Consider the following 17,477-nt stretch of genomic DNA (forward strand, 5'->3'; position numbering starts at 1 on the left):
GTGCGGCACAAGCAAAACCGAACTGCACGAGCCCTTGTTGGGCATATCGGTGCACTTTGACGCGGTCTTGAGTGGTTTGGTCGCCGGAAAAGCGGGGCGCTCACCGGTTTGCCGTTGCTGGACGGCGGCGACTGCGGAGTGCAGCGCCAGAAAGAAAAAAGGCGGACTCTCGCAAGAGCCCGCCTGAAAGCACAGGGGTGTGCTAGGAGGAGACAAGCATGAACAAAAACTCTGGATCCGGAGATCTCAACAGGTTGTCGGCCCGTTCAACCCCGGCTTGAGAGGGTAGATGCCCTCCAAACCTCAAAGTTCAACGGTCCGCCAAAAAAATCACAGGGCTTCGGCCAGGCCGGTGGTGCCCACCAGGCGTTCAGCCGCATTCGGCAGTTGCAGGGCACCAGCCTGGCGGCCCTTGCCGGCACGTGCCGGCGGGTTGCACAGGCCGCACACGAAGTGGCGGGCCATTTCATGCGGGTGGGTCACGTAGTGGCCGCTGCACTTGGTGCACTTGGTCATGGTCAGCATGCCGTTGTCCACGAACTTCACCAGACGCCAGGCGCGGGTCACCGACAACATCGGCTCCAGGCCCTGGGCAGCGGTCTGCTCCAGGTAGAGCTGGTAGGCCTTGATGACGGTGTCGATTTCCTCGAGCTCCGACGTCTTGTTCAGGTACTCGTGGATGTTCAGGAACAGGCTGGCATGGATGTTCGGCTGCCAGGTCATGAACCAGTCGGTAGAGAACGGCAGCTGGCCTTTGGAGGGGCTGCGGCCGGAGACTTCCTTGTACAGGCGCAGCAGGCGCTCATACGACAGATCGGTCTCCGATTCCAGCACTTGCAAGCGGGCGCCCAGCTGAATCAGCGTCACGGCGCGTTCGATCTGGCGGGCTTCGGTCAGGATGCTCTTGGTGCGGGCCATGGTGTTCTCTCCGTCCTGTTTCTATGTGTGTTGGCTGGTGTCTGAAGCGGTCTGACCGGGGGTCAGGCGGCTTCTTGATGGCGGCCGGCCATCAGGATGGAAGCGTGCAGTCGCGAGACGCTGTCGTTGGCCGAGGACTTGCCGTGGCTGGTCAGCAGGCCCCAGACCAGGTCGTCGTCCATGCGGAAGCGGCAGAGCAGGGTGTTGCCCGTGGCGATCTTCATCATCTGCGCCGGGGTCAGCGTGTTCAGCAGGTTCGCGGTCTCTTCCGAGACGCCCAGGCGGAACAGGGCTTGTTCGCGGTCAACGCGGATGAGGCTCTGGGCCAGCATCAGGTAGGAGAGGTTGGCTTCGCGGATCTCGGCGAGGATTTGGGTGGTTTCCATGGTGCTTCTCCTGGGGTGTGATTCGGTGTTGGCGTGAGATGAACTTTAAGGATCTGAACTGGGCAGCAACATCGGTTTACTTCTCAAGCTTGAGTCCCTTGTTTTCTGTGAGCCGTGTCAGACAAATTCCTACACGGCGTGTCAGGCAAGCCGGTGTCAGCGCCGATCTGCCGGGCGTCAGCAGGGCCGCCCAGCGCCTGACAGTGCGAACAGACGGGCCGCCCGGCTGCTTTTCAGGGCTTGGGTGTGCGGCGGCTTTGCGACCATGACAAGACGCAAAAAAGCCCTGCTGTACCCACAGCGCCCGACGCCGCCATGAACCTCCAAGATGCTCCCGTGCTGGACACCGCCACCGACCTGACGCTGCTCTCCGAGCGTCTGGACGCGGTGGAGGCCTTTGGCGGCCAGATGAGCCAGGCGATCGAAAGCCTGGTGGACGCCGTGGTGGGCCTGCAAACCCAGGTGAACCCGGAAGAGGAAACCGACGCCGCCGGCCTGGCTGCACTCACCGCCCGCGTGGCGGCGCTGGAGCAGCAGAGCCGCCTGGCGGCCGCCTGCACGGATCTCGCCACCACCTCGCGCTTCCATCAAAAGACCCGCAGCGTGGTGTTCGTGGGTACCAGCTACTTCGGCTGCAACGTGAAATACGCCTGGCTGGCGTTCCGGGCAAAGGCCCGCGCCGCCGGCATCCAGACCTGGTTCCTGCCGCAAACCAACCAGCAGGTGGAGGCCGTCAACGGCCTGGGCGAGGCCTGCTTTCCGCTCAAGGCTTCGGACTGGGGGCCTGAGCACATCACGGCGGCGCTGAGCGCGGCGGTGGTGGTGACCTGCGACCACCTGCTCAACCCCAACCCCTACGCCGCTTCGCTGCTGGCCGGGGCGCGCCATGTGCAGCTCTGGCACGGCATTTCCATCAAGGAGATCGGCCTGCGCAACCTCGCGCCGCTCAAGAACATGACGCCGCAGTTCGCCCGGGTGCTGGCCACCTGCGGCCCGTTCACCCGCATGGTGGGCACCTCGGGCAGCCAGGAGGGCGAGTTCCGCCGCTGGTTCGGCTTCGAACGCTATGCGCCCATCGGCTACCCGCGCAACGACGTGCTGCTGCGCGAGCCCGATGCCGCCGACCTGCTGAACGTGGACATGGTGGTGCTGGAAGAAGCTCGCGCCGCCCGCGCCGCCGGCCGGCGCGTGGTGCTGTATGCGCCCACCTTCCGCAATGCCAAGCGCGGCAGCTGGATCATCGAGGCCGGCCTGGAAACCCTGGCGGCGCAGCTGGCCCGCCGCGGTGATGTGCTCATCATCAACATGCACCCGGTGGAGTCACCGATGATTCCGCAGCTGGTGCAGGCGCTGCCCACGGCACGTTTTGTCACGCCGCGCACAGACATTTACCCGCTGCTGCGTGAAGCTAGCGTGCTGATCACCGATTACTCGTCGGTGATGTTCGACTACCTGCTGCTCGACCGGCCTGTTCTGCTGTTCCGGCCCGATCACCAGGACTACATCACCAAGTCGCGCCAGCTGTTCGACGACAAGCTCGAGGCCAAGCCGGGCCCGATGGCCAGCGATGTGGCGGGCCTGTTGAACCTGCTCAAGCCGTATGACGCGCACGGCCCTGAATTTGCCCCGAACCGGGCCGCGCTGCGCGGCCGGCTGTTTGACCACGTCGACGGCGGTGCCGGCGAACGCTTCGCCGGCCTGCTGCTGGAAGAGCTGGACCTGGCGCTGGACAGCGCCCAAGGAGAGTGCCCATGAACCTGCCCCTGCCTGCCCACCTGCTCGCCCGCCCGGCCATGGGCAGCGTGCCGCGCCAGCCCACCGAGCATCGCACCGTGGCGCTGACCTACGGCACCTACGATCTGTTCCACATCGGCCATGTGCGCCTGTTCGAGCGCATCCGCCAGCGTTACGACCGCCTGATCGTGGCCGTCTCCACCGACCAGTTCAATGCCATCAAGGGCAAGCAGTCGGTGGTGCCGTTTGAAGACCGCGTGGCCATGGTCAAGGCCTGCCGCTACGTCGACGAAGTCATCGCCGAAGAAGCCTGGAACCAGAAACCCCGCGACATCCGCGCCTTCGGCGTGGACGCCCTGGTGATGGGCAGCGACTGGACCGACCGCTTCAACGAGTTCAAGACCCTGTGCGACGTGGTCTACCTGCCGCGCACGGAAGGGGTGTCCACCACCGAGCTGAAGGCCGACGTGCTGGCGCGCGTCAAGGCCTTGGGCTGAGACGAACAGGGCGCAAAAAGGCGCCCCTAAACCGGTGATATTCGTGCTTTAGTTCCGCAGGCCGTCGGCCACACTGGATTGACAGACGATCCAACAGGGCCACGCACATGCTGAACGACAAATCCGTTTTGATCACCGGGGGCACCGGCTCCTTTGGCAAGGCTTTTGTCAAGACGGTGCTGGCCCGCTACCCGGGCGTCCGCCGCCTGGTGGTGTTCTCGCGGGACGAACTCAAGCAGTTCGAGATGCAGCAGCAGTTCCGTCCCCGCTTGCGCTGCGCGCTTGGCTCATCCATGCAGTGGGTTCGGCATTCATCGAGGTGAATGTGCGCCGCACATCCGTCCGCACAACGCCGCTTTCGATCTCGCTGCCGTTCAACTTCGCGATCACTGACCCACATCAGCATCAGGCTGTGGCCGTAATGCGATTTGCGCTGGCGGCACGCTGAACACCCAGAAGGGCGCACCATGTCCGCACGATTGCTCAAGCTATACATCGACTCGACGTCGCTGCCGCTGGTGCACCAGATGGCGGACTTCGTGCGCTGCGCTGACGACCCGGCCATCACCAAGCTCATCACCTGGCTGCGCCTCCCCTTGAGCGAAGCGCAGCTGGCCGGCACCGGCGCACTGTACCTGCCGCAGATGGCCGCCATCAGCTCAGCCTTCGTGGGTCAGGTGTGCACACTGGTCAAGCAGGGCCACCGCGACATCGAGATCCATTCCAATCAGTACCACGCCTGGCGCGGTGTGGCGCCGCTGCTGCAGGCGTTGGCCCCGGCGCTGCGCAGTGGCGCGGTGCGGGTGCGACTCCACCTCTATGACGACGGCTCGGTGGGGCCGCTGCAACGCGACGAGCTGGCACGATGGCCTGATCTGTCGAGCGCGCTGGCTGTGGCTGCGCGTGAACTGGAGGTCCACCTCTTCAGCGGCCAGCCCCTGAGCTGGACATTGCCCCACAGCCACGCCTGGCCGATGGTGCTGCCCACCACCTTCCATTGGCTGCATCCACAAGCACTGCTGCGCACACCCGAGGGCGCAGCGCTTTGCGCCCTGCTTGATCAGCACATCCAGCCCATGGTGTTTGACGGCTTGCCCGGCCTGACCCAGACGCAGAGCGACCATTACCTCGCGCTGTTCGGCCTGACCCCGGAGGTGGCCGACACTCTGGTGCCGCTGGCCGGCGCTGCAGATGCCGTGCTCTTCACCGGCACCGGCGCCTGGGACAAGGCCTGGAACCTGCGCCTGCGCGACAGCCAGCTTCGCGCCATCGCCACGCTGCACCAGCACCACTGCTTTGACGGCCTGCGGGCGATTGGCTACAAGGGCCATCCGGCCAACGGCGACCACGATGCGGCCATTCAGGCTGCGCTCGGCGCCGACGTGATCGCCTTGCCGCAGCGCGTGCCGCTGGAGGTGCTGCTGATGGCCGGCCTGCTGCCGCAGCGTGTGGCAGGCGTGTTGAGCACCTTTCATCTGACCATGCCGGCCTCGATGGTGGACGCCGTGCTGTGTCGTGCTGACACCCCCCAGGGCGGCAGTGACGGCCCACTGGTTCAGTGGCTGGTAGACAACCAGCTGGTGGCCGCCGGCCAGATTCTGCCTTTGCTGGACTGAATGAATTCACCACGGGACTACCCATGAAGGCCTATCCTGAACTTGCTGCCGTGCGCGCAGCCATGGCCACGGCGCCAGACATCTACCAGCCCTCCGTGTTCTGGCGCGACGCCTCGGCCACGATCGTGGATGAGTTGTGCGCTGGCGGCATCGAGCATTTCCGGTCGATGGAAACACCGCTCAACTACTTCGTGCCGACCTGGGGTGTGCCGGTCAGCGGCTTCACCGCGGAACAGGTGCAGGCGCTGACCGGTTTGCTGGCGCGTGACTACCCCGGCGCTACCAAGGCGCAACTGGCGATGGCGCAGTTCCTGTCAGGTGAATCGGCAGCCCAGGCTGATTACCGCGTGCTCAAGGCCGCCGACGATCCGACGCGTCTGCCGCACCTGCACACCTTCAGCGAAAGCGAGGCCGGCAGCCCGGTGGGCCAGATGAGCTTCGAGGGTCGGCGTTTCAGCCGCTCGTCCATGAATTACCTGCTTGGACTGGCGATGCTGAAGAAGCACCTCGGTGCCGAGCTGCCCCGGGTTGTGCTCGAGGTGGGGGGTGGCTTCGGCACGCTCGGCGAGGTGCTGGCTGCCAGCGGCATGCCCGACTGGCGCTACATCGACATTGACATTCCCCCCACCAGCTTCGTCGCCCAGTGGTACCTGGAGCAGGCCCTGGGTGCGTCCCGGGTGACGGGCTGGGCACAGACCCATGGGCAGGCCAGCCTGCACATCGAGACGCTGCCACCGGCGTCCGTGCTTGCAGCCTGGCAGATCGAGCAGCTGCAGGGCCGGGTTGACCTATTCGTGAACTTCATTTCGTTCCAGGAAATGGAGCCCCACATCGTCCGCAATTACCTCGCCCAGGCCATGCGCCTGCAGGCCCGCTGGGTGCTGCTGCGCAATCTGCGCGAGGGCAAGCAGAAGCGTGTCCCTGGCCAGCGCCACGGGGTGGACGATCCGGTGACGGGGGATGACTACCCCGACATGCTGCCGGGGTATGACGTGGTGGAACGCGCGACCTTGCCTTTCGGGTTCAAGACCGTGGACGGCTTCCACTCTGAACTCACCTTGCTTCGGCGGCAGTCATGACACAGTCCGCTACAACCGGTCGCGTGGCGATCATTCCTGCCCGGGGCGGCAGCAAGCGCATTCCTCGCAAGAACGTTCGCATGTTTGCAGGACGGCCGATGCTGGCTCATGCCATTGCGCTAGCCAGGGACAGCGGGTTGTTTGAGCGCGTGGTTGTCTCGACCGACGACGAGGAAATTGCCGCCGTGGCCCGCGCATGGGGCGCGGAGGTGCCGTTTGTCCGACCTGCCGCGCTGGCAGACGACCTTGCGCCGACGGTGCCAGTGGTGGCACATGCGGTGCAGGCATTGCTCGACGCTGGCTCAACAGTAAGGCAGGTGTGTTGCCTGTATCCGGCCGTCCCGCTGCTGAGTGTGTCTGCCTTGCAGGAGGGCCTTGCGTTGCTGCAAAGGCAGCCCGGCGCTACCGTCTATGCGTTTCCGGTGCTGGCATTTGAGTCACCCATCCAGCGCGCGCTGCGCCGTGAAGCGGATGGCCGTACTGCACCGCTTTACCCTGAGCATGTGCAGACCCGCAGCCAGGATCTGGAGCCAGCCTTTTATGACGCCGGTCAGTTCTACTGGGCAGAGACCGCAACATGGCTGGGTGGCTGGAGTGTGCATGGACATGCCTCGACCTTCGTGTTGCCAGCGCATAGCGTGGTCGATATTGATGTGCCGGAAGACTGGGCACGGGCAGAGGCGCTCCTTGCCTTGAAGCTGGGTCTTGCCTGGGCTCCACGTCGTCGGATGCGCCCGGCAGGGCTGGGGACACCTGACTCATTGCCAGGCGTTGGTCGAAGTGCCGTTGACGCGTGGAGTCGACATCGCCCGGGCCGAGCACCCGTCTGAGCGGGTCGACTGTCTGTCGGGCTCGCCCGAGCCATGGGATCGCCGAGTTTGCAGAGAGGCACTGCCCCCTGTGTCAAGCGCAAGGCGAGGCGGACTCGGCGCTTTTCATCGCTGTTTGCCTGACGGGCGCTGTTGGTTTGCAGTGCCAGGTTCGTTCAGTGTGTCGTCGTGGTTTGCGGACGGGCCTGTCGCGTCATCAGCACCGGTCGCCCGGGGCTCTTCCTGATGCTTCAGGGCGCCATCACCAGATGGCATACACCATGATGAAGCCGCACAGCACCATGCCGGTCAGGGCGACCAGGAAGAGGCCGTCAGCGACCCGCTCCAGCCGCTCGGCCAGCTTCGGCTTTCGCGTTCGCAGCGCGAAGAAGATGATGTAGGTGGTCAGCAGGAACAGCAGCGACGACGAGGCCAGCACGTCATCGGCCACCGTCTGCGCCATCGAGGCCTTGCTGGTGGTCTGGATCAGGGTCACGCCGGTGATGCACAGGCCGGCCAGCGTGGCCGAGAGTGAGAGCAGCTGCACCAGTTCTTCCCGCACCCACATGGCGTTGCGCCCGGGCTCGGCTGGCTTGGCGGGGGTCTGGTCGTGTGGTTTCTCGACGCTGGTGTTCACGGCGGCTTCCCTGAGAGTTGCGGCATTCTCTCCGCGTTCCCTTCGATGCTCAGGGCTTCCGGCAGTTCCGTGCCCGGTCTGGTCTGCCGGGCGCGCGCTCAGGCCAGCAACGCCGTGGGCGGCTCACCCGCCTGCTCAAGCTCGAACATGCGCACCAGCATCGCTTCAAAGTCTTGCGTGTAGCGGGCCGAGTCGAACAGCGGCAACTCCAGTCGATGCTGCTCCAGGTACTCGCTCAGGCCGCCGAGCGTCTCTGGCTCGTTCGCCAGCGCGGTGGCCAGGGCCACGTAGCTGTCTTCATCGGCCGCTGCCAGGTCGGGCAGGCCGCAGGCCGTGACCAGGCTGGCCGCCACCCGGGAGGCGTAGGTGGCTCCCGGCACGGTCAGCACCGGCACACCGGCCCACAGGGCCTCGCTGGCGGTGGTGTGGGCGTTGCAGGGCCAGGTGTCGAGGAACAGGTCAGCCTGGCGCAGCCGGGCGATGTGATCATTCATCTGCTTGGTGCCGGCCCAGAAGATGCGCTCGGGCGGCACGCCGCGCGCCACCAGCTCGCGGTTCAGGTTGGCCTTGGCCGTGGGGTTCCAGGCCAGCAGCCAGAGCACCGCCTTGGGAGCGCCCGCCATCACGCGGGCCCACAGGTCCAGCATGTGCGGCGAGATCTTGTAGGTCTGGTTGAAGCAGCACAGCACCACGGCGTCTTCAGGCAGGCCCAGTGAAGCGCGGCTGGGCGCCGGGGGCAGGGCGCGGTGGCGGTCGTTGGGCTGGTAGCTGTTCGGCATCTGGGCGATGCACTCGGTGTAATTGCCTGCGTGCTCGATGGGGGTGACCACCGGGTCGCCGACGATGTAGTCGAGGAAGTCAGCACCGCTGGTGGCCGGGTAGCCCAGAAATGCCACCTGCACCGGAGCCGGGCGGAAGGCCAGCAGATCGAAGCGGCTGTTGCGGGTGTGGCCTTTCAGGTCGACCGCGATGTCGATGTCGAGCTCGCGCATGCGCCGGGCAATCGCTTCGTTCGTCAGGTGCGTCACGTCGTGGAACTGCTCGCAGGCGGCGCGCACGCGGGTACCGGTGGCCGAGCTGTCTTCGCCGTTGTGCGAGAAGAGATGCACCTCGAAGCGGCTGGTGTCGCGCTGCTCCAGCATCTGCGTCATCAGCACGGCGGTGGCGTGGTGGTGGAAGTCGCCTGACAGGTAAGCCACCCGGATCGGGCCGGGCCGGCGCTCGCCGCGCTTGTCGAAGGGCTTGATGTGGCGGGTGAGCTGGCGGGTGCGCAGCTCGCCGATGCGGCGCTGCTGGGCGGGCGTGGCGTCCACCGCCAGCAAGGCGAAGGGCGAGAGCTGCTCGCCGGTGCTGGTGTCGGCGCTGTCGAGTGCGGCCAGCAGCTGCGTGGTGTCGTCCTCGATCTGGCTCCATTCGCAGCACTGGCGGCCTTCATGCACCAGCAGCGACAGCGCCAGGGCGCGCACCGAGCCGGTGTCCAGCAGGGAGGCGGTGCGGAAGCACTCCACCGACTCCTTGGCCATGTTCATGTCCTTGAAGATCAGGCCCAGCCGGTAATGCACCATCGGCGAGTCCATCTTGATGGAGAGTGCGGCGAAGCTGGCCTGGATGGCGTCGTTGAAGCGCTTGCACTGGAACAGCGCGGTGGCGTGCAGGTCATGCCAGGCGAAATCGCGCGGGGCTTCGGCGTCTTGCTCGTCCAGCACCCGGGCGGCTTCGGCATGCCGGTTCATCTTCATCAGGCATTCGGCCAGCAGGCGCCGCGACATCTCGTCTTTCGGGGCCATGCGCACGGCGCGCTGGGCGTGGTCGATGGCCCGCTCGGGGTAGCCGGCCTTGGCCAGCGCTCCGGCCAGTTGCAGCCAAAGCCGCGGGTTGCCGGGGTGCAGGCTGGCTGCTTGCTCGAACTCGGAGCAGGCCTGCAGCCAGTGGCGGGCCTGCAGGGCCTTCTTGCCGGCTTGCAGGTGGCGCTCGGCGCGCTGGAGGGTGGCATTGCTCATGGCGTGGGGCTCAGTTCAGGGTGCGCCGGGGCGCTGTCAGTCAGGCAGGCGCTCAGCAGCGCCAGGTTTTGTTCGGCAAGGTGGCTGCCTCGGCCGGCCACGGCGCCTTCCAGTTCAGGCCGCTCGCCGATCAGCAGGCAGCGCTGCCAGGCTTCTTCGATCATTGGCAGCAGATCAGGGGCGCGGGCAGGCTCGTCGGCGGCCCAGTCGAGCAGCAGATCGCCCAGGGCGAAGAAAAAGTCGGGCGACTCGGACCAGCGCTGCAGCTGCTGCTCGGCGCGGCACAGGCCTTCCGCATGACGGCCGCAGCGCTTGAGCGCATGCAGGCTGCGCACATCCAGGTCATGCAGCCAGGCGGGCAGGGCGGCGGGCGGGGTGTCCGGGTCGGGTTCGAGCAGGTCTTCGGCGCGGTGGAAGCAGTGCAGCGCGTCGGTGTAGCGCTCGTACACGTCGTGGTCCTTGCCGAGTTGGTACCAGAGGTAGGCGTCGTGCGGATCGTCTTTCAGCGCGGCCTGCAGCAGCGCGGTATTGCGGCCGGCCTTGGCCTGCAGCGCCTGCTGGCGGTAGCCCTCGTGGCTGATGCGCACCGGCAGCCGCACCACGGGCAGCTGGTGCTGCGGTTGCTCATGCACCCGGCCGGTGTAGCGCACGTGGCCGGGCAGCACCCGGCTGATCCAGCTGGGCGAAGTGGCCACCGCGTCGCCCTGGTCGTAGCTGCTGTCCACCCGCACGCAACCCACGTGGTCAGGGGGGGTGTGGCGCAGCGCGGCAATGGCGGGGCCGCCTTCGGTCAGGCGCTCATCGGCGTCCAGCACCAGGTGCCAGTCGGCGCCGGCCAGCGCCAGGGCTGCATTGCGGGCAGCGCTGAAATCATTCGGCCAGGCCAGGTGGGCCACGCGGGCACCGGCGGCGCGGGCCACCTCGGGCGTGCCGTCGGTGGAGCCGGTGTCGAGCACCAGCATATCGTCCACCCAGGGTCGGGCGCTGGCGAGGGCAGCGCCCAGATGTGCGGCTTCGTTGCGCACGATCATCACCAGCGCCACGCGGCGCGGGCCTTGGCGGGGCTGGATGTCGGCAGGCATGCGCGGAACTTTAGGTCTGAGGTTCTGCGCTTAAAGGCCGATAAGCAGGGTAGAGGCGGGCTTCCATGGGGCTCAAGTGCCCCGGCCCGACTCAAGAAGCCAGCTCGTCCGAAAGTGATCGAAGGAAAAGAGGCAAAAAAAAACCTCAAGTTCAGCGATCACCTCTCCGAAATCCAGTGTACGGCCCCAAAACTTTGACGGGGGCGCAATCTCCGGGCCCGAACCCGGGTCCAGTTCAACACCCCGTGAAGGAGCAGCTCAAATGCCCGCAACCATCAACACCAACGTTGCTTCGCTGAATGCGCAGCGCAATTTCGCTACCTCTCAAAGCTCGCTGTCGACCTCGATGCAGCGGCTGTCGTCGGGCTTGCGGATCAATTCCGCCAAGGACGACGCCGCCGGTCTGGCGATCGCCGAACGCATGCAAGCCCAGGTCAAGGGCATGAACGTGGCCATCCGCAATGCCAACGACGGTGTGTCGCTGGTGCAGACGGCAGAAGGCGCGCTTTCCAAGGTCGGCGATTCGCTGCAGCGCATGCGTGAGCTGGCGGTGCAGGCGCGCAACGCCACCAACTCCAGCTCGGACCGCGACTCGCTGAACAAGGAGTTCTCGGCCCTGCAGAAGGAAATGACCCGCGTGCTGGGTGGCACCAGCTTCAACGGCAAGCACATGCTGGGCGCCGATGGCACCACGCTGCAGTTCCAGGTGGGCGCCAACGTGACCGACGACGACATGATCTCGGTGAAGACCACCGACATGACGTCTGATGCCGACATCAAGGCCGTGACCACCGGCGTGTCGATCGATGGCGACGCCACGGTGTCGGACATCGGTGACGTGATCAGCGCGATCGACACCGCCATCAACACGGTGAACGACCAGCGTGCCGAGTTCGGTGCAGCCCAGAGCCGGTTCGAGTCGGTGATCTCCAGCCTGCAGCAAGGCGTGGAAGCCCAGAGCGCCGCCCGCAGCCGGATCATGGACGCGGACTTCGCGCAGGAAACCGCCAACATGAGCCGAGCGCAGATCCTGCAGCAGGCCGGCACGGCGATGATCGCCCAGGCGAACGCGTTGCCGCAGAACGTCCTGTCATTGCTTCGATGACACTGCGGCGACCCGCATAGGTGGGTCGCCTGGATCGTCCTCTGGCAGAGGACCCCCCGTGACTGCACCTGGCTGAAGGACCCGCAAGGGACCTTCAGCCTGCAGGTTCTTTTAAAAAAGTTCTCAAGTTGAGAAAGCGGCTTTCCGATACCCAACACAACAGGACGTGATTTACACAGTTCTGCGGTCCGGTGAGACGGCCAAAGGTCAGGCGGCGAGCACAGCTCTCCACCCGATCGGAGGAGCACCTGGCGCTGGTCGATGAAACGACGCCGGTGCTTTAACCGGAGACTTTTGGAACCTGTAATAGGAGTATCAACATGCCGCAAACCATCAACACCAACATCGCTTCGCTGAACGCTCAACGCAACCTGAGCTCGTCGCAAAGCTCGCTGTCGACTTCGATGCAACGCCTGTCTTCCGGCATGCGCATCAACTCGGCCAAGGACGATGCCGCCGGTCTGGCGATCGCCGAACGCATGAATGCCCAGGTCAAGGGCATGAATGTGGCCATCCGCAACGCCAATGACGGCGTCTCGCTGGTGCAGACCGCAGAAGGCGCCCTCGCCAAGGTGGGTGATTCGCTGCAACGGATGCGTGAGCTGTCTGTCCAGGCCCGCAATGCCACCAACTCCAGCTCGGACCGCGATTCGCTGAACAAGGAATTCGGTCAGCTGCAGAAGGAAATCAACCGCGTGCTGGGTGGCACGGCCTTCAACGGCAAGCACATGCTGGGGGCAGACGCCACCAACATGACCTTCCAGGTCGGCGCCAACGTGACGGATGACGACATCATCCAGATCGAGACGACCGACATGACCTCGGACGCGGACATCAAGGCCGTGACCACCGGGGTGGCGATCGACGGCAATGCCACGGTCTCCGACATCGGCGATGTGATCAGCGCGATCGACACGGCCATCAACACCGTGAACGACCAGCGTGCCGACTTCGGTGCCGCCCAGAGCCGCTTCGAGGCGGTCATCTCGAACCTGCAGCAGTCGGTGGAAAACCAGTCCGCCGCCCGCAGCCGGATCATGGATGCGGACTTCGCGGTGGAAACCTCGAACATGAGCCGAGCGCAGATCCTGCAGCAGGCCGGCACCGCGATGATTGCCCAGGCCAACCAGGCACCGCAGCAGGTCCTGCGTCTCCTGCAGTAAGACTGACCCCCAGGCGCCACCAGCGCCTGATTCGCCCGCCATCGATTGAAGATGGCGGGCGAATTTGCTTTATTTCGCTGCTTTGCACAGGGGGCACCCTGTTCAGAATCACTCCAACGCCTCTCCATTTGGGATAGGCGTCGTCCGGAATCACTGCCGAGACGCGCGGTGCCGCAAGGTGCCACGTTCGACGGTGACCAGTACCGGGCTTGGAAGCCACGCGCAGTTCCGGCGTGGCCTCGAAGGTCCGGCACGTTCGCCGGGTGTGGTTGATTCTTGAGGAGTGCTCGCATGCCACAGACGATTAACACGAACCTCGCTTCGCTCAATGCGCAGCGAAACCTGAATTCCTCGCAGTCGTCACTCGCCACCTCGATGCAGCGACTGTCTTCGGGGATGCGGGTGAATTCCGCCAAGGATGACGCCGCCGGCCTGGCGATTGCCGAACGCATGAACGCGCAAGTGCGCGGCATGAACGTGGCAGTCCGCAATGCCAACGACGGCATCTCGCTGGCGCAAACCGCAGAAGGCGCCCTCTCCAAGGTGGGCGACTCACTGCAGCGCATGCGGGAACTGGCTGTCCAGGCCCGCAATGCCACCAACTCCAGCTCGGACAAGGATTCCCTGAACAAGGAATTCGCCCAGCTGCAGAAGGAAATCAGCCGGGTGCTTGGCGGCACCAGCTTCAACGGCAAACACATTCTGGGCACCGACGCGACGACGCTGACCTTCCAGATCGGCGCCAATGTCACCGTGGACGACGTGATCGAGATCGATACCGTCAACATGGGCTCGGACACGACCATCACGGCGGTCACCACCGGCGCCACGATCGGTGCCACGGCTGATGCCAGCGCCATCGCCACGGTCATCAGCAACATTGACGGCGCCATCAACACCGTCAACGACACGCGAGCCACCTTCGGTGCCACGCAGAGTCGCTTCGACGCCATCATCTCCAACCTGCAGCAGTCGGTGGAGAACCAGGCGGCGGCGCGCAGCCGGATCATGGATGCCGACTACGCGCAGGAAACGGCGAACATGAGTCGAGCGCAGATCTTGCAGCAGGCCGGCAATGCGATGGTGGCCCAGGCCAACCAGTTGCCGCAGCAGGTTTTGCGATTGCTGGGTCAATAAGTCGAGACCAGGCATGCGATCAGGCCGCCGCGGCGCCATCCCCTGACGGGGTTGGCCGGCGGCGGCATTTTTGCTGGAAAGGCCTCAAGTTCTTCCGGACCAGGCCGACAACCCAGACAGACGACGCGAGGAAATAGTCATGGCAGCCATCAGTTCACTGGGTGTGGGTTCCGGTCTCGATTCCGAGGGGATCATCTCTGCGCTGCTGGCTGTGGAGCGTCGCCCGATCGATCTGCTCAAGCAGCGCACCACCGATACCAATACGCAGCTGTCGTCCATCGGCAAGCTGCAAAGCCTCACCTCCACCATGACCGACAAGGCCAACGCCCTGTCGTCGGTCACCTTGTGGGGTCAGAAGACATTTGCCTCCGGGGACGCCACCGCCATCACCGGCAGCGCCACCTCGGCGGCCGTGGCCGGCCGGTATTCGGTCACCGTGGGCCAGCTGGCGTCGAGCCAGACGGTCACGTCGAATGCCTTCGCGTCATCAAGCGCCACCTTGAATGAAGGCAGCCTGACGATCGAGCTGGGCGCCTGGGACGGCCCGCCCGCCACGCAGTTCTCGCCCAAGAGCGGTGCCTCGCCAACCACCATCACCATCGGTGCCGGTGAAACCAGCCTGAGCAAGATCCGCGACAAGATCAATGCCGCCAGCGCTGGCGTCACGGCCACCATCGTGAACGACGCCACCGGCGCGCGCTTGTCGCTGCGCTCAACGGCCACCGGTGAAGAAAACGGCTTCCGGATCTCGGCCGCCGAGACCACCGATGACGGCGACGCCACCACCGGCTTGTCGGCCCTGGCCTACAGCCCGCTGACCGCCAGCACCACGATGACGCTGAACCAGTGGTCGAACAACGCCAAGGCGATGGTCAACGGCATCCAGGTCGAGTCGAAGACCAATACCTTCGACGGCGTGGCGGACGGGCTGTCTTTCACCGTGGCCAAGGCCAGTGCCACGCCGGTGGAATTGACGATCACCGCTGACAACAGCGCGGTCAAGACCGGCATCGAGGACTTCGTCAAGGCGTTCAACGAGCTGGCCACCTTCATCAAGGACCAGACCAAGTACGACGCCGCATCCAAGAAGGGTGGGGTGCTGCAGGGCGACCAGGCCACCATCGGTTTCCAGTGGCAGCTGCGCGGCATGCTGAACCAGAACTCATCGGCCTCCAGCACCTGGTCAAGGTTGTCCGAGATCGGCATCGCGATGAAGGCCGACGGCACGCTGGGCACCGATGCCACCAAGCTGTCGGATGCCCTGGCCAAGCCCGATGAGCTGCGCAAGTTGCTGGCCACCGACGGCAGCACCACCGCCAACTCGGGGTTCATGGACCGCTTCCGTGACCTGGGCAAGCGTGTGCTCGATGTCGACGGCAGCCTGCAGCAGCGTGAAGACGCGCTCAATGAGCAGGTCAAGCGCAACAACGACCGGCAAGCGCAGATGGAAACGCGGATCACCAGCGTGGAAGCCCGGCTGCGCGCCCAGTACCAGACGCTGGACACCAACATGTCCAAGCTCAGCAATCTGTCTTCGTACGTGTCGCAGCAGCTCAGTCTGTTGTGACGGCAGTCGCGGCCAGCGACAAGGGCGCCTGCGGGCGCCCTTTTTGCATCCCGAGGCGCTGATTCCAGCGATTTCAAGCGGGAAACCGGGGGTTAAACAGGTTCTTTCGTCGGCTCAAGTGGGCAGGCGGGGCGGCCGATAACTTCTCAACGGTCACTGATTTGCGAGAACCAAGATGTACAACCACCCCAGTGTCAGCTCCCCCTTCGGCCGTGGCGGCAGCTTTGCTCAGGCCTACCACCAGGTGGGCGTCCAGACCGGTGTCGAGGCAGCCAGCCCGCACCGCCTGATCGAAATGCTGTTTGACGGCTACATGACCGCCATCGCCCAGGCGCGTGGTGCCATGCAGACCGGTGAGATCGAAGCCAAGGGCAAGGCCCTGTCGCGTGCCGCACGCATCGTGGACGAAGGCCTCAAGGCCAGTCTCAACGTGACGGCCGGCGGCGACCTGGCGCAAGACCTGACCGCACTCTACGAATACGTGGGCCTGCGGCTGACGCTGGCCAATGTGCGCAATGACGAAAGCATGCTGGACGAGTGCGTTCGCCTCATCGAGCCGCTGCGTCAGGCCTGGCGTGACATCGCCCCCCAAGTCAACGGCACCAAGAGCTGATCGGGGATTCGGATGTCTTTGGGGACCAGCGCCATGAACAATACTTTGCTGAACTACTACGAGGCCATCGAGCGCGCCAGTGCAGACATGCTGGAAGCCGCCCGCAATGGCCAATGGGATGAAGTCGTCAAGCTCGAGGGTGCTTGCGCGGTGCTGATCGCTCAGCTCAAGAACGCCGCCCACACCGAGGCCTTGCAACAGGATGAAACCAAGGTGAAGTCGCGCATCATGCAGCGTATCTTGCTGAACGACGCGGAGATCCGACACCTGGCCGAGCCCTGGCTGGAAGACCTCGACATGATGATGTCAGGCAAGTCCAAGACCTTGCATTGAAGGAGGCCGCGGCGATGTTTTCCGACACCCAACCTGCTTCGCTTGATCCCATGGGTTCCGGTGACAGCTTCGCGCAGTTCCGGGTCGACGATCCTTTCGAGATCCGGGCTTTGCTCAAGACCGTGCAGGACCGTGAGGTGCTGGTGAACCTGAGCGGATCGGATGGCTCGGGCTACACCTCCACCCTCTGGGCCGTGGACGCCCAGCAGGGCAAGATCACCTTCACGGCCGACAAGCTCTCGCCGTCGGTGCAGTACCTGGTGGAAGCCGAAGATGTCGCCGCGGTGTGTTACCTCGACCAGATCAAGGTGCAGTTCGACGTGCATGACCGCGTGCTGGTGCATGGCCGCCAGGCCTCGGTGCTGCAGGCCGCGATGCCGCGCGAGGTCTACCGCTTCCAGCGCCGCAATGCCTACCGGGTGCGCACGATCGAGCGCAGCTCACCGACCGCCACTTTCCGCCATCCGTCGATGCCCGACATGCAGCTGAAATTGCGGGTCGTGGATGTGAGCATGGGCGGCTGTGCCTTGTTCATGCCCAGCGACATGCCGATGCTGGAGCCGGGCGGGCTGATCAACGACGCGCGGCTGGAACTGGACGCCGATACCGACTTCCGCTCAGGGCTCGTGGTGCACCACGTGACGGGTTTGCAGCCCGAAGCCAAGGGTGTGCGCCTGGGTTGCGAGCTGCGCAACCTGTCGCCGGTGGCGACGCGGCAGTTGCAGCTCTACATCGACCAGACCCAGAAGCGCCGGCGCACGCTGTCGCTGGATTGAGCAAGGGCAGGGCGCTCGAAGCGCG

Annotated in this window: 18 protein-coding genes; 13 read left to right on the top strand and 5 right to left on the bottom strand. The window is 65.0% G+C overall.

Features of this window, described 5'->3' with window-relative positions:
- Positions 1-330: 330 nt before the first annotated feature.
- Complete coding sequence (gene flhC / locus AACH00_RS14985; protein WP_341399972.1) at positions 331-918, bottom strand: flagellar transcriptional regulator FlhC; 588 nt, start codon at positions 916-918, stop codon at positions 331-333.
- A 62-nt stretch (positions 919-980) separates the two neighbouring features.
- Positions 981-1,304, bottom strand: a complete 324-nt coding sequence (flhD, locus tag AACH00_RS14990; protein ID WP_341399973.1) for a flagellar transcriptional regulator FlhD — start codon at positions 1,302-1,304, stop codon at positions 981-983.
- 315 nt (positions 1,305-1,619) lie between these two features.
- Here flhD and AACH00_RS14995 point away from each other — a divergent pair, with 315 nt between their 5' ends.
- From AACH00_RS14995 to pseF, 6 genes are all read left to right on the top strand, one after another.
- Positions 1,620-3,059, top strand: a complete 1,440-nt coding sequence (locus AACH00_RS14995; protein ID WP_341399974.1) for a CDP-glycerol glycerophosphotransferase family protein — start codon at positions 1,620-1,622, stop codon at positions 3,057-3,059.
- The gene (locus AACH00_RS15000) at positions 3,056-3,535 is read left to right on the top strand and encodes an adenylyltransferase/cytidyltransferase family protein (protein ID WP_341399975.1); all 480 of its coding nucleotides are present in this window, start codon (positions 3,056-3,058) and stop codon (positions 3,533-3,535) included. The genes AACH00_RS14995 and AACH00_RS15000 overlap by 4 nt, the downstream gene beginning before the upstream one ends.
- A gap of 107 nt (positions 3,536-3,642) precedes the next feature.
- Entirely contained in the window at positions 3,643-3,858 is a 216-nt protein-coding gene (locus AACH00_RS15005; RefSeq protein ID WP_341399976.1) for a polysaccharide biosynthesis protein, read from the top strand.
- A gap of 144 nt (positions 3,859-4,002) precedes the next feature.
- On the top strand, positions 4,003-5,151 hold the full coding sequence (locus AACH00_RS15010; RefSeq protein ID WP_341399977.1) for a hypothetical protein: 1,149 nt from the start codon (positions 4,003-4,005) through the stop codon (positions 5,149-5,151).
- A gap of 23 nt (positions 5,152-5,174) precedes the next feature.
- On the top strand, positions 5,175-6,230 hold the full coding sequence (locus AACH00_RS15015) for a putative sugar O-methyltransferase (RefSeq protein ID WP_341399978.1): 1,056 nt from the start codon (positions 5,175-5,177) through the stop codon (positions 6,228-6,230).
- Positions 6,231-6,253: 23 nt separating this feature from the next.
- Positions 6,254-7,060, top strand: coding sequence for a pseudaminic acid cytidylyltransferase (gene pseF, locus AACH00_RS15020; protein ID WP_341399979.1), 807 nt, complete (start codon positions 6,254-6,256; stop codon positions 7,058-7,060).
- Positions 7,061-7,301: 241 nt separating this feature from the next.
- On the opposite strand, the gene AACH00_RS15025 is transcribed toward pseF, so the two are convergent.
- The 3 genes from AACH00_RS15025 to AACH00_RS15035 form a co-directional block, all read right to left on the bottom strand.
- Positions 7,302-7,676 carry a hypothetical protein gene (locus AACH00_RS15025; protein ID WP_341399980.1) on the bottom strand — a complete coding sequence of 125 codons (375 nt, stop codon included), beginning with the start codon at positions 7,674-7,676 and terminating at the stop codon, positions 7,302-7,304.
- Between the two features lie 98 nt (positions 7,677-7,774).
- Positions 7,775-9,676: an O-linked N-acetylglucosamine transferase, SPINDLY family protein gene (locus AACH00_RS15030; protein ID WP_341399981.1), complete on the bottom strand. Its 1,902-nt coding sequence runs from the start codon at positions 9,674-9,676 to the stop codon at positions 7,775-7,777.
- Positions 9,673-10,758: a glycosyltransferase gene (locus AACH00_RS15035; protein WP_341399982.1), complete on the bottom strand. Its 1,086-nt coding sequence runs from the start codon at positions 10,756-10,758 to the stop codon at positions 9,673-9,675. Before AACH00_RS15035 ends, AACH00_RS15030 begins: the two co-directional genes overlap by 4 nt.
- Positions 10,759-11,020: 262 nt before the next feature.
- Between AACH00_RS15035 and AACH00_RS15040 the strand changes: the two genes are divergently transcribed.
- From AACH00_RS15040 to AACH00_RS15070, 7 genes are all read left to right on the top strand, one after another.
- Positions 11,021-11,863: a flagellin N-terminal helical domain-containing protein gene (locus tag AACH00_RS15040; RefSeq protein ID WP_341399983.1), complete on the top strand. Its 843-nt coding sequence runs from the start codon at positions 11,021-11,023 to the stop codon at positions 11,861-11,863.
- 320 nt (positions 11,864-12,183) lie between these two features.
- The gene (locus tag AACH00_RS15045; protein ID WP_341399984.1) at positions 12,184-13,026 is read left to right on the top strand and encodes a flagellin domain-containing protein; all 843 of its coding nucleotides are present in this window, start codon (positions 12,184-12,186) and stop codon (positions 13,024-13,026) included.
- 291 nt (positions 13,027-13,317) lie between these two features.
- Positions 13,318-14,163, top strand: a complete 846-nt coding sequence (locus AACH00_RS15050; RefSeq protein ID WP_341399985.1) for a flagellin N-terminal helical domain-containing protein — start codon at positions 13,318-13,320, stop codon at positions 14,161-14,163.
- Between the two features lie 139 nt (positions 14,164-14,302).
- A complete protein-coding gene (fliD, locus tag AACH00_RS15055) occupies positions 14,303-15,730 on the top strand; it encodes a flagellar filament capping protein FliD (protein WP_341399986.1) in 1,428 nt (475 codons plus the stop codon).
- Positions 15,731-15,905: 175 nt separating this feature from the next.
- Complete coding sequence (gene fliS, locus AACH00_RS15060; protein ID WP_341399987.1) at positions 15,906-16,343, top strand: flagellar export chaperone FliS; 438 nt, start codon at positions 15,906-15,908, stop codon at positions 16,341-16,343.
- Positions 16,344-16,376: 33 nt separating this feature from the next.
- The gene (locus tag AACH00_RS15065) at positions 16,377-16,676 is read left to right on the top strand and encodes a flagellar protein FliT (protein ID WP_341399988.1); all 300 of its coding nucleotides are present in this window, start codon (positions 16,377-16,379) and stop codon (positions 16,674-16,676) included.
- Positions 16,677-16,690: 14 nt separating this feature from the next.
- Positions 16,691-17,452: a flagellar brake protein gene (locus AACH00_RS15070; protein WP_341399989.1), complete on the top strand. Its 762-nt coding sequence runs from the start codon at positions 16,691-16,693 to the stop codon at positions 17,450-17,452.
- Positions 17,453-17,477 lie beyond the last annotated feature (25 nt).

Source organism: Ideonella margarita (assembly GCF_038066635.1).
Lineage (GTDB): Bacteria > Pseudomonadota > Gammaproteobacteria > Burkholderiales > Burkholderiaceae_C > Ideonella > Ideonella margarita.

Excerpts from the sequence above, each read along its gene's own strand:
- AACH00_RS14995 (WP_341399974.1), top strand. The coding sequence starts at position 1,620 with ATGAACCTCCAAGATGCTCCCGTGCTGGACACCGCCACCGACCTGACG.
- AACH00_RS15010 (WP_341399977.1), top strand. The coding sequence starts at position 4,003 with ATGTCCGCACGATTGCTCAAGCTATACATCGACTCGACGTCGCTGCCG.
- AACH00_RS15000 (WP_341399975.1), top strand. The coding sequence starts at position 3,056 with ATGAACCTGCCCCTGCCTGCCCACCTGCTCGCCCGCCCGGCCATGGGC.
- AACH00_RS15045 (WP_341399984.1), top strand. The coding sequence starts at position 12,184 with ATGCCGCAAACCATCAACACCAACATCGCTTCGCTGAACGCTCAACGC.
- AACH00_RS15005 (WP_341399976.1), top strand. The coding sequence starts at position 3,643 with ATGCTGAACGACAAATCCGTTTTGATCACCGGGGGCACCGGCTCCTTT.
- AACH00_RS15040 (WP_341399983.1), top strand. The coding sequence starts at position 11,021 with ATGCCCGCAACCATCAACACCAACGTTGCTTCGCTGAATGCGCAGCGC.
- AACH00_RS15035 (WP_341399982.1), bottom strand. The coding sequence starts at position 10,758 with ATGCCTGCCGACATCCAGCCCCGCCAAGGCCCGCGCCGCGTGGCGCTG.
- AACH00_RS15070 (WP_341399989.1), top strand. The coding sequence starts at position 16,691 with ATGTTTTCCGACACCCAACCTGCTTCGCTTGATCCCATGGGTTCCGGT.
- fliD (WP_341399986.1), top strand. The coding sequence starts at position 14,303 with ATGGCAGCCATCAGTTCACTGGGTGTGGGTTCCGGTCTCGATTCCGAG.
- flhD (WP_341399973.1), bottom strand. The coding sequence starts at position 1,304 with ATGGAAACCACCCAAATCCTCGCCGAGATCCGCGAAGCCAACCTCTCC.
- AACH00_RS15015 (WP_341399978.1), top strand. The coding sequence starts at position 5,175 with ATGAAGGCCTATCCTGAACTTGCTGCCGTGCGCGCAGCCATGGCCACG.
- AACH00_RS15050 (WP_341399985.1), top strand. The coding sequence starts at position 13,318 with ATGCCACAGACGATTAACACGAACCTCGCTTCGCTCAATGCGCAGCGA.
- fliS (WP_341399987.1), top strand. The coding sequence starts at position 15,906 with ATGTACAACCACCCCAGTGTCAGCTCCCCCTTCGGCCGTGGCGGCAGC.
- AACH00_RS15065 (WP_341399988.1), top strand. The coding sequence starts at position 16,377 with ATGAACAATACTTTGCTGAACTACTACGAGGCCATCGAGCGCGCCAGT.
- flhC (WP_341399972.1), bottom strand. The coding sequence starts at position 918 with ATGGCCCGCACCAAGAGCATCCTGACCGAAGCCCGCCAGATCGAACGC.
- AACH00_RS15030 (WP_341399981.1), bottom strand. The coding sequence starts at position 9,676 with ATGAGCAATGCCACCCTCCAGCGCGCCGAGCGCCACCTGCAAGCCGGC.